General features: G+C 65.0%; 8 protein-coding genes and 1 pseudogene. 7 read left to right on the forward strand and 2 right to left on the reverse strand.

Annotated features, from left to right (window positions below; genetic code table 11):
* The 7 genes and pseudogenes from dusB to hflX all read left to right on the forward strand — a co-directional run bounded on the left by dusB (position 1) and on the right by hflX (position 9,073).
* Entirely contained in the window at positions 1-999 is a 999-nt protein-coding gene (dusB, locus tag U1839_RS05000; RefSeq protein WP_332802559.1) for a tRNA dihydrouridine synthase DusB, read from the forward strand.
* Between the two features lie 4 nt (positions 1,000-1,003).
* Positions 1,004-2,068, forward strand: coding sequence for a two-component system sensor histidine kinase NtrB (locus tag U1839_RS05005; protein ID WP_332802560.1), 1,065 nt, complete (start codon positions 1,004-1,006; stop codon positions 2,066-2,068).
* Positions 2,065-3,489: a nitrogen regulation protein NR(I) gene (gene ntrC, locus U1839_RS05010; RefSeq protein WP_332802561.1), complete on the forward strand. Its 1,425-nt coding sequence runs from the start codon at positions 2,065-2,067 to the stop codon at positions 3,487-3,489. Before U1839_RS05005 ends, ntrC begins: the two co-directional genes overlap by 4 nt.
* 136 nt (positions 3,490-3,625) lie before the next feature.
* Positions 3,626-5,773 carry a sensor histidine kinase NtrY-like gene (locus tag U1839_RS05015; protein WP_332802562.1) on the forward strand — a complete coding sequence of 716 codons (2,148 nt, stop codon included), beginning with the start codon at positions 3,626-3,628 and terminating at the stop codon, positions 5,771-5,773.
* 3 nt (positions 5,774-5,776) lie between these two features.
* Positions 5,777-7,150: a nitrogen assimilation response regulator NtrX gene (gene ntrX / locus U1839_RS05020; RefSeq protein WP_281124368.1), complete on the forward strand. Its 1,374-nt coding sequence runs from the start codon at positions 5,777-5,779 to the stop codon at positions 7,148-7,150.
* 70 nt (positions 7,151-7,220) lie between these two features.
* A pseudogene (gene hfq / locus U1839_RS05025) lies at positions 7,221-7,784 on the forward strand (RNA chaperone Hfq); the annotation flags it as partial.
* Complete coding sequence (gene hflX, locus U1839_RS05030) at positions 7,781-9,073, forward strand: GTPase HflX (RefSeq protein WP_332802564.1); 1,293 nt, start codon at positions 7,781-7,783, stop codon at positions 9,071-9,073. The pseudogene hfq and the gene hflX, both read left to right, overlap by 4 nt.
* 24 nt (positions 9,074-9,097) lie before the next feature.
* On the opposite strand, the gene U1839_RS05035 is transcribed toward hflX, so the two are convergent.
* Entirely contained in the window at positions 9,098-10,231 is a 1,134-nt protein-coding gene (locus tag U1839_RS05035; RefSeq protein WP_332802565.1) for an aminotransferase class I/II-fold pyridoxal phosphate-dependent enzyme, read from the reverse strand.
* A complete protein-coding gene (gene mazG, locus U1839_RS05040; RefSeq protein WP_332802566.1) occupies positions 10,228-10,977 on the reverse strand; it encodes a nucleoside triphosphate pyrophosphohydrolase in 750 nt (249 codons plus the stop codon). Before mazG ends, U1839_RS05035 begins: the two co-directional genes overlap by 4 nt.
* Between the last annotated feature and the right edge of the window lie 37 nt (positions 10,978-11,014).

Raw genomic sequence — 11,014 nt, forward strand, 5'->3', positions numbered from 1 at the left:
ATGCGCACGCTCGCCCCCATCCAGATCGGACCCGTCCGGATCGAACGCCCGGTTATCCTGGCACCGATGACCGGCGTCACGGACATGCCGTTCCGTACGCTGGTGCGACGCTATGGCTCGGGCCTCAACGTCACCGAGATGATCGCCAGCCAGGCGATGATCCGCGAGACGCGGCAATCGCTGCAAAAGGCGGCGTGGCACGCGGTCGAAGAGCCGGTGTCGATGCAACTGGCGGGCTGTTCACCGCGCGAGATGGGTGAGGCGGCGAAGCTCAATGAGGAGCGCGGCGCGGCGATCATCGACATCAACATGGGTTGCCCGGTCAAGAAGATCGTCAACGGCGATGCGGGGTCGGCACTAATGCGCGACCTCCCGCTCGCCGCGGCGATCATCGAGGCGACCGTCAAGGCAGTGTCAGTGCCGGTGACGCTCAAGATGCGCATGGGCTGGGATCACACCAGCCTCAACGCACCCGAACTCGCGCGCATCGCCGAGGATCTCGGCGTCAAGCTGATCACCGTCCATGGCCGGACGCGCAACCAGATGTACAAAGGCGAAGCCGACTGGGCGTTCATTCGCAACGTCAAGAACGCCGTATCTTTGCCGGTCATCGCCAATGGCGACATCTGCTCGATCGAGGATGCCGACGCCGCGCTCGACCAGTCGGGCGCCGATGGCGTGATGATCGGTCGCGGTGCCTATGGCCGGCCATGGCTGCTCGGCCAGGTCATGGAGTGGTTCGCCACCGGCCGACGCGTGCCCGACCCGGGCCTCGATGAACAATATGCCCTGATCGCAGAACATTACGACGCGATGCTGACGCATTACGGGATTGAGACCGGCGTCAACATGGCGCGCAAGCATATCGGTTGGTACACCCGCGGGCTGCATGGTTCGGCCGAGTTCCGCAACCGCTGCAATCAGGAACCCGATCCCCGTGTCGTCAAGGCGATGCTCGCCGAATTCTACACGCCGTGGCTGAGCCGCGCTGCGGCATGACGTCATGACGGCGGGGGTGGGTCCGAGTTTCGCCGAACTGTTCGCCGCGGTTCCGGTCGCGTTGCTCGTCACCGATCCCGACCGGCGCATCGTCCATGCCAATGCCGATTGCGAGAATCTGCTCAACCTGTCGGAGCGGGCGATGCTCGGCCAGCCGCTGGACAGCGTGTTGCAGGCGCCCGGCGAGCCCGGCCGCCGCGCCGAGCATGGCTTCGCCGCGTTCGACGTCGAGATCGACCTGGCGCGTGGCGGGAGCCTGCGCGTCGACTATCTCGAATCTCAGGTCGCCGATCATCCGGGCTGGCGCGTGATCGTGCTGCACAACGACGCGGCCTCGCGCCGCCTCGGCCACAGCGCCGACCGCGCCTCGGCGGCGCGCGCTGCGGTCGGTGCGGCGGCGATGCTGGCGCATGAAATCAAAAATCCGCTGTCGGGGATTCGCGGCGCGGCGCAGTTGCTCGCCGGCGGCGGCGAGGGAAGCGATGAGCTGACCACGCTGATCACCACCGAGGTCGATCGCATCGCGGCATTGATCGACAGCATGCAGGGTTTCACCGACACGCGGCCACCGGCACTGGCCTCCACCAATATCTACCCGCTGCTCGACCATGCCCGGCGCGTCGCGCTGGCGGGGTTCGCGCGCGACGTGAGGATCGACGAGCGTTTCGACCCATCGCTCCCGCCGGTGCTGGTCGACCGCGACGCCTTGCTCCAGGTGATGATCAACCTGATCAAGAACGCCTACGAGGCGATCGCCGGCCAGCCCGACGCGCGAATCACCATCTCGACCGCCTTCCGCCACGGCATGGCGGTCAGTCCCGCGCCCGGTCGTCCGCGCCAGGCACTGCCGATCGAGTTGTGCGTGATCGACAACGGGCCGGGCGCGCCCGACGAGATTGCCGAGCATCTGTTCGACCCGTTCGTCAGCACCAAGCGCGAGGGGCAGGGGCTGGGGCTGTCGCTGGTCGACAAGCTCGTCCGCGACATGGGGGGTATCGTGCAATATGCGCGCGAGGGATCGCCGCCCTCGACCGTATTCCGCATCCTGCTACCGCGAGGAACGTCATGAAGCTCCACGGCCAGATCCTCGTGGTCGATGACGATGCGGCGATCCGTACCGTCGTCGCACAGGCCTTGCGGCGTCAGGGACATCACGTGACGACGGCGGCAACGCTGGCCGAGATGGAAGTGCACCTCGCCGCCGCCTTGCCCGACGTCCTGATCACCGATGTGATGCTGCCCGACGGCAATGGCCTCGACAGGCTGGCAACACTGACGCTGGAACATCCCGGCCTGCCGGTCATCGTGCTGTCCGCCCAGAACACCCTCACGACCGCGGTGCGATCGACCGAGGCTGGCGCCTATGACTATCTCCCCAAGCCGTTCGACCTCGACGTGCTGGCGCGCGCGGTCAGCGGCGCGCTGGTGCGCGGCGATGGCGGCGGCGGCGGCGAACCGCTCGGCGAGGAAGATCGCGCGCTGCCGCTGATCGGCCGCTCGCCGGCGATGCAGGATGTCTACCGCATCATCGCCCGCGTCGTATCGAACGACCTGACGGTGCTGATCTCGGGTGAGTCCGGCACCGGCAAGGAACTGGTGGCGCGCGCCGTCCATGATCTCGGTCCGCGACGGAAAGCACCCTTTGTCGCGATCAACATGGCAGCGATCCCGCGCGAGTTGATCGAGGCCGAACTGTTCGGCCATGAGCGCGGCGCCTTCACCGGTGCCCAGGCGCGCAGCGCGGGCCGGTTCGAGCAGGCGGCGGGCGGTACCTTGTTCCTCGATGAGATCGGCGACATGCCGATGGAGGCACAGACCCGGTTGCTGCGTGTCCTGCAATCGGGCGAATTCACCACCGTCGGCGGTGCGCGGACGATCCGGGCGGACGTGCGCATCGTCGCCGCGACCAACAAGGACCTTGCCCAGCTCGTCGCGGGCGGCCAGTTCCGCGAGGATCTGTTCTACCGCCTCAACGTCGTGCCCGTGACGCTGCCGGCGTTGCGCGCCCGGCGCCAGGACATCGCGTTGCTGGCGCGTCACTTCCTTGACCTGGCGGCGGAAAGCGGCCTGCCGCGCAAGTCGCTCGATCCCGGCGCCATCGCGATGCTCGAGCGGCACGACTGGCCCGGCAATGTCCGCGAGCTCGAAAATATGATGCGGCGCGTCGCGGTGCTCAGCCGTGACGATCGGATCGGCGAGAGCGATATCCTCACGATGCTGGGCGAGCGATCCAGCGGGCCGTCGCAAGGTGGCGATGGCGGCATCGAGGCAGCGGTCCTCGCCATGCTCGATCGCCTGGCGATCGAGGAGCCCGGCGCGCTCGCCGATGGTACGCTCTATGATCGCGTCATCGGCGAGGTCGAGAAACCGCTGATCCTGGCGCTGCTCGCCCGGCACGGCCAAAATCAGCTGCGCGCGGCGAAAGCGCTCGGCATCAACCGCAACACCTTACGCAAACGGCTCGACTCACTGGGGATCGATCCCGGCTAGGAACGGTCGAACGGTTCGACGTCGCGACCAACGGTGCGATTGTGTGTTTTCCTTGCAACGGTTGCGTTGTATGAAAAGCACGATGCAAGCCGACACGGCAGTTCCAGCGACCCTGATCGGCCTTCGGCGCCGGTTGATGATCGCGCCTGCCGTCGAGATTCTGGTGATTGCTGCAGCGGTGGCAATCGCTTTGGCGAGCTATTTCACCATCACCGGCAACGCCGGTTCGCAATCGTTGTTAAGTCCTCCGGTCGTAGCGCTGCTGCTCGTCGCCAACCTGGTGCCCGGCGTTGCCTTGCTAGTGCTGGGCGGACGCCGGATCGCGATGCGCCGTGCCGCTCGCTTGCCGATGGGCGGACGCGGACAATTGCATGTCCGCCTCGTCGCGCTCTTTTCGGTGATCGCGGCCGTGCCGACGTTGTTCGTAGTGGTGTTTGCTTCGCTGCTTTTTCAATACGGCGTCCAGTTCTGGTATTCGGACCAGGCACGCAGCATGATCGAGAATGCCACCGGGGTGGCAAAGACGTCCTACGATCAGATGCTGCACCGTTGGCGCGACCAGACCGTCACGATGGCAACCGACATTTCCGAAAACCTGCAGGTCAAACTGCAGTCGCGCGAGTTTCCCAATTATTTCGGCAGGCAGTTGTACTGGCGCAGCCTGTCGGACGGTTTCCTGTTCATTTCGCCGGACAAGAACAATGTCCAGGAAATCATCCAGGTCAACCCGGACAAGCTCGACGTCGCGCGTGAGGTATCGACGGCCGACCTGGACGCGCTGCGGGGCGGGATCGGGAGCATCACAAGGGTTTCGGGTGACCGGATCAAGACGCTCACCATGGTACCCGGTACCACCAACGTCTTCCTGCTGGCCGTGGCGATTTCCGACGTGCAGGTCATGGAGACCCAATCGAAACGCAGTATCGCGGTGCTCTCCAGCTATCACGACCTGCTGGCGCGCTCGCGCTCGCTGCAGCTCAAGTTCAACGCCGCGCTCCTGGCGATCTCGCTGCTCATCATCCTTGTCGCGGTATGGATCGCGCTCGAAGTTGCCGACCGACTCGTTCGGCCTGTCGGCGAACTGGTCGTCGCGGCGCACCGCGTTGCCACCGGTGATTTGACGGCACGCGTGCCGGACCCGACCAGTGACGACGAGATCGGCGCGCTCGGGGTCGCGTTCAACACGATGACGGTCCGCCTACAAGCGCAGACCGGTGCGCTGGAAAGCCGCCGCGCGCTGATCGAAGCGGTGATGTCGGGGGTTACCGCAGGTGTGATCTCGATTTCAGGTGACGGCAGTATCAGGTTGATCAATCGTTCCGCCGAGACCCTCCTCGAAACCGGCCCCGACAGCCCGGTCGGCCGGCCGCTTGCCAGCATCTCACCCGAACTGGCGGCCTTTATCGACAGCGGCGAGCGCGAGGCGATCGTCGAGATCGACGAGGGTCCTGAAGCACGGACGCTAGCGGTCAAGATCACACGGGCCGAGGAAGGCCCGATCCTGACCTTCGACGACATTACCGGCCAGCTGCTCGACCAACGCCGCGCCGCCTGGTCGGACGTTGCACGGCGCATTGCGCATGAGATCAAGAACCCGCTCACGCCGATCCAGCTTGCCGCCGAACGGCTGCAGCGCCGTTATGGCCGGCAGATCGAGAACGACGACGGTACCTTTGCCAAGCTCACCGATACGATCGTGCGGCAGGTCGGCGACCTGCGCCGCATGGTCGACGAATTTTCTTCGTTCGCGCGCATGCCCAAGCCGATTTTCCGGCCCGACAATATCGTCGATATCGCACGGCAGACCCTGTTCCTCCATGAGGTCGCCCACCCGGCGATCACCTTCTCGCTCGACAACCGGCTCGAAGACTGGACGATGGTGTGCGACCGCCGCCAGCTCGGCCAGGCACTGACCAATATCGTCAAGAACGCCGTCGAGGCCGTGGAGGCGCGTGGCGAGGGGGACCCGGGCCGGATCGCGATGATCCTGCGCGAAAAGCATGGCTGCATGACGATCGAGGTCGAGGACAATGGCATCGGGTTGCCGGCGGCGCGCGACCGCATCGTAGAGCCCTATGTCACCACGCGCGCGCGCGGTACCGGGCTCGGCCTGGCGATCGTCAAGAAGATCGTCGAGGAGCATTTCGGCACGATCGCCTTCACCGACCGTATCGGCGGTGGCACCTGCGTGACGATCACCTTCGATACGGCTGCGCTGGGCGCGGTCGAAACCACCGATGGCGCGGATGACAATGCGCGCGAATTCGCTTCCAACCGGACCTGACCCATGGCGCTCGATATCCTCATCGTCGACGACGAACGTGACATTCGCGAACTGGTCGCGGGTGTGCTGGAGGATGAGGGCTATGGCACACGCGCCGCTGGCGACAGCGACGCCGCGCTCGAGGCGATCGCCGAGCGCCGCCCATCGCTGGTTCTGCTCGACGTGTGGCTACAGGGCTCGCGGCTCGACGGGCTCGAACTGCTCGACGAGATCAAGCGCCGCGACCCGTCGATCCCCGTGCTGATGATCTCGGGCCATGGCAATCTCGACACGGCGGTCGCTGCAATCCGCCGGGGTGCCGCCGATTTCATCGAAAAGCCGTTCCAGGCCGAACGCCTGTTACTGATGGTCGGCCGCGCGACGGAGACCGAGCGGCTCAAGCGCGAGGTCGCCAGCCTGCGGCTTTCGGTCGGCCGCGACACCGATCTCACCGGCAGCTCGACGGCGATCAATGCGGTGCGCGCAACGCTGAAACGCGTCGCCTCAACCGGCAGCCGCGTGCTGATCATGGGATCCGCCGGCGTCGGCAAGGAAGTTGCTGCACGGCTGCTCCACGGCTGGAGTCAGCGTGTCGATGCACCGTTCGTCATCGTCAGCGCGGCGCGCATGACGCCCGAGCGCGTCGAGGAGGAATTGTTCGGTGTGGAAGAGGGCGGGGACCTCGTTCGCCCGGGCCTGCTCGAACAAGCGCATGGCGGAACCTTGTTCCTCGACGAGATCGCCGACATGCCGATCGCAACACAGGCACGCATCCTGCGCGTGCTGACCGACCAGAGCTTCACGCGCATCGGTGGGCAGCGCGTGGTCAAGGTCGATGTTCGCGTCGTCTCGGCAACGGCACGCGATCTCACGCATGAAATCGCCGAAGGCCGCTTCCGCGAAGATCTCTATTACCGCCTCAATGTCGTCCCCGTGACGATCCCGAGCCTGACCGACCGCCGCGAAGACATTCCGGCGCTCGTCACGCACTTCATGGCGCATTACGCCAATGATCGTCGCGTCCCGACCCCGGAGATCGCGCCCGATGCGATGGTCGCGCTGCAAAGCTACGAATGGCCGGGCAATGTCCGCCAGTTGCGCAACGTCGTCGAGCGGACGATCATTCTCGCGCCGGGTGACCGGATCGGCCGGATCGATCTCGACATGCTGCCCGCCGAAGTTCTTGGTGATCCGGGCGAGATTGGTGGCGGAAGCAACGCGATCATGGGGTCGCCGCTGCGCGAGGCACGCGAATCCTTCGAGCGCGAATATCTCCGCGTCCAGATCCGCCGCTTTTCGGGCAACATCTCGCGGACGGCGACCTTTATCGGGATGGAGCGCTCAGCCCTGCACCGCAAGTTGAAGCTGCTCGGTATCACCGAAACGCGCGAGGATTGAGCGCAGGCGGCATTATTGATCGCTCCCCAGTGGACGTATCGCCGCGGCGTACCTAGATTGATCCTGTGCACCACCCGGTGCGCCCCGACGCCGGGAAACGGCGCACAGCGGCTATATGCCGCCAAGAACAAAGGATCGACCGATGGCCGACAAGCAGACCTCGCTGCAAGACCTCTTCCTCAACGCCCTGCGCCGCTCGAAGACCCCCGTGACGATGTTCCTCGTCAAGGGCGTGAAGCTGCAGGGGATTGTCACCTGGTTCGACAATTTCTCGGTGCTGTTGCGCCGCGATGGCCAGTCGCAGCTGATCTACAAACACGCCATCTCGACCATCATGCCATCGAGCGCGGTCGATGTCGCGGCGATCATCGACATGGTCGGCGAGGCTCAGAAGAAGCAACCCTTGCTGCAGGAGATTTTCCTCAACGCGGTGCGCAAGTCGAACGACAATGTCACCATGTTCCTGGTCAACGGCGTGATGCTGCAGGGCCATATTGCGGCGTTCGACCTGTTTTGCATGCTGCTGCAGCGCGAAGGCATGTCGCAGCTCGTCTACAAGCATGCCGTGTCGACGATCCAGCCGGCGCACCCCCTCAATCTTGCTGAAGAATCAGCTGGTTCGGATGACGATTGACCACAGGATTTGAACGCGATCGTGGTGAATTCGCGCGCGGTGCGCGCGCCGTCATCGTCCTGCCCGACCAGGGCGATGCGGCGCGCGACGCCGATGCGCGTCTTGCCGAAACCGCCGGGCTAGCCGAGGCGATTGGCATTACTGTGGCCGACAAAGTCGCCATCCGTGTCCGTGCGCCCAAGCCGGCAACGCTGATCGGCAGCGGCCAGGCCGAGGCGCTGGCCGCGACCGTCCGGATGGAAGAAGCGGATCTGGTGGTGTTCGACGCGTCGCTGACCCCGGTGCAGCAGCGTAATCTCGAAACCGCGCTCGGTGCCAAGGTGATCGACCGTACCGGGCTGATCCTCGAAATCTTCGGCGAACGCGCTGCGACCGCCGAGGGCCGCCTCCAAGTCGAACTCGCGCATCTCGATTATCAGGCTGGCCGGCTGGTGCGCAGCTGGACCCATCTCGAACGCCAGCGCGGTGGCTTTGGCTTCCTCGGCGGCCCGGGTGAGACGCAGATCGAGGCCGACCGTCGCCTGATCCGCGACCGCATGGCGCGGCTGCGCAAGGAACTCGACCAAGTCAGCCGCACGCGCGGCCTGCACCGTGAGCGGCGCCAGCGCGCGCCCTGGCCGGTGATCGCGCTGGTCGGTTACACCAACGCCGGAAAATCAACGCTGTTCAATCGCTTGACCGGTGCTGACGTCATGGCGGAAAATCTGCTGTTCGCCACGCTCGACCCGACCTTGCGGCAGATTTCGCTGCCCGGGATCGACAAGGCGATCCTGTCCGACACGGTGGGTTTCGTCTCCGAACTGCCGACCCAACTCGTCGCGGCGTTCAAGGCGACGCTGGAGGAAGTAGTCTCGGCCGACCTGCTGATCCATGTCCGCGATATCGCGCATCCCGACAGCAAGGCGCAGCGCGACGATGTCGAGAAGGTGCTGCGCGAGATCGGGGTGGCCGACACGACGCCGCGGATCGAGGCGTGGAACAAGCTCGACCTGCTGCACGGCGAGGCGCGCGAGGACGCGCTGGCGCAAGCCGTCGGTCGCGACGATGTCGTGACGCTCTCGGCGATTACGGGGGAGGGGATCGACAAACTGATCGAAACCGTCGCCGCGCTGCTCACCGAGGCGCATCGTCGCTACCATATCGCGATCGACCAATCGGATGGCGCGGGTGCCGCCTGGCTCCACCAGCATGGCGAGGTCCTCAGCCATGAAACCGGCAACGATCAGGTCATCTACGAGGTACGCATGACCGAGCGCGACTACGAACGGTTCAAGCAACGTACTTTGTAGATTTTACATCGCATTATCAGATATTTAATAGTGTTTTGCGAGATGCGTTCGAAAGGCGGTCAGGCCCGCCTCGATCCCGGCGCGACCAAAGCCGACGCGAAAGCGGTCGTGCGGGGTAGGGCCCAAAGCTGAGCGGTAAATGTCCGACGGCAGCACCAATACGCCCGCTTCCTCGACCAGCCGTTCCGCGAAGGCACCGACACCGTCGGTCCCGAGATAGCGGGGATAGCCGACGCATCCCCCGTCGGGCCTTTGCCACGAGAAGAGGTCCGGCCGCTCGGCGAAAAAGGTGTCGAACAGCGCGAGATTGCGCGTCACCAGCGCGCAGTTGCGGGCGAGGATCGGCGCGCGCGCCTTGAGCGCGATAAGCGCAAGGCGCTCGGACGGCCCGGCATTGCAGATCGACAGATAGTGTTTGTAGCGTTCGAGCCGGCCGAGCAGTTCGCGGTCGGCGCAGGCGATCCAGCCAATCCTCAACCCCGGCAGGCCATAGGCTTTGGACATTACGCCGAGCGAGAGCCCGCGCTCGTAAACATCCGCGACCTGGGGCAGGTGGCTGACACCCTCGCGACCCAGCGGACGATAGACTTCGTCGCTGAACAACCACAGGCCGTGCTTGCGACAAAGGTCGATCAGGGCATCGAAGCGGTCACGCTCGAGGATCTTGCCGGTCGGGTTGTGCGGAAAGTTGATCGAAACCAGCCGGGTTTCCGGTTGGATTGCCGCCGCGACGCGGTCGATGTCCAAAGTCCAGCCCTGCTCGGGATCGAGCGGCACGCCGGTCACCGCACAGATCGCCAGCGGCACCGTCTCGGCCGCCTGATAATTGGGTGTCACGACAATCGCATGGTCGTCCGCGCTCAGCATGACCCGCATCGCGGCGTAGATGCCTTCCTCGGCGCCAGCGAAGCACAGGATGTCGGCCGCTGTTCGCTGATCATAAGTCGCGGCGATCGCGTCGCGCAGGTCGGGCGCGCCGAAGGTCTCGGTATAGCTCAGACGTAGGTTTTCGTAGGCCGCACGATCCTCAGGAGATGCGAGATCGAGCAATTCTGCGAGTGACAGCGTTTCGGCGTCGGACGCGGTAAGGTGATAGCGGGCCGCGAATTCCCAGCGCGAGAAGAAGGCCTCGAGCTGAAAATCGGGCATGGCGGTCATGATCCGTTCCGCTTGACCTGCTGCCACAGCGCTTCCTTGGCGTCGAGGTCGAGCGCCTCGAACACATTACCCGCTACGGCTTCCATCGCCTTGAAACGCTTCTCGAATTTACCGTTGGCGGCGCGCAACGCCGCTTCGGGATCGATACCCAGCTTGCGCGCCCAGTTGACCACCGCGAACAGCAGGTCGCCAATCTCTTCCTCGCGCTCGGCCGCATTGGTGGCCGCCTCGACCTCGGCGATTTCCTCATCGACCTTGGCCCGTGCGCCCTCAGCGTCGGGCCAGTCGAAACCGGTGCGCGCAGCACGCTTCTGGAGTTTCTCGGCACGCAACAAGGCGGGCAGGCCCAGCGCCACGCCGTCGAGCGCACCGGCGCCAGAAGTGGTTTTGGCGGCACGTTCCTCGGCCTTGATCTGCTCCCACAAATAATGACCGCCTTCGGGCCGGTCGCCAAAGATATGCGGGTGGCGGCGTTCCATCTTGTCGCTGATCGACGTCACGACGTCAGGCAGCGCGAACAAACCGGCTTCCTCGGCCATCCGCGCATGAAACACGACCTGGAGCAGCAGATCGCCGAGTTCATCCTTGAGGTCGGCCATGTCGCCACGCTGGATCGCGTCGGCGACCTCATAGGCTTCCTCGATGGTGTACGGCGCGATCGTCGCGAAATCCTGCGCGACGTCCCATTCGCAGCCGCTGACCGGATCGCGCAGCCGCGCCATGATCGCCACGAGCCGCGATATCATGACAGGGGGCTCCCCCGGCCTGCCCCATCCTTCAGTT

The sequence above is a fragment of the Parasphingomonas halimpatiens genome (genome assembly GCF_036663795.1).
GTDB lineage: Bacteria > Pseudomonadota > Alphaproteobacteria > Sphingomonadales > Sphingomonadaceae > Sphingomonas.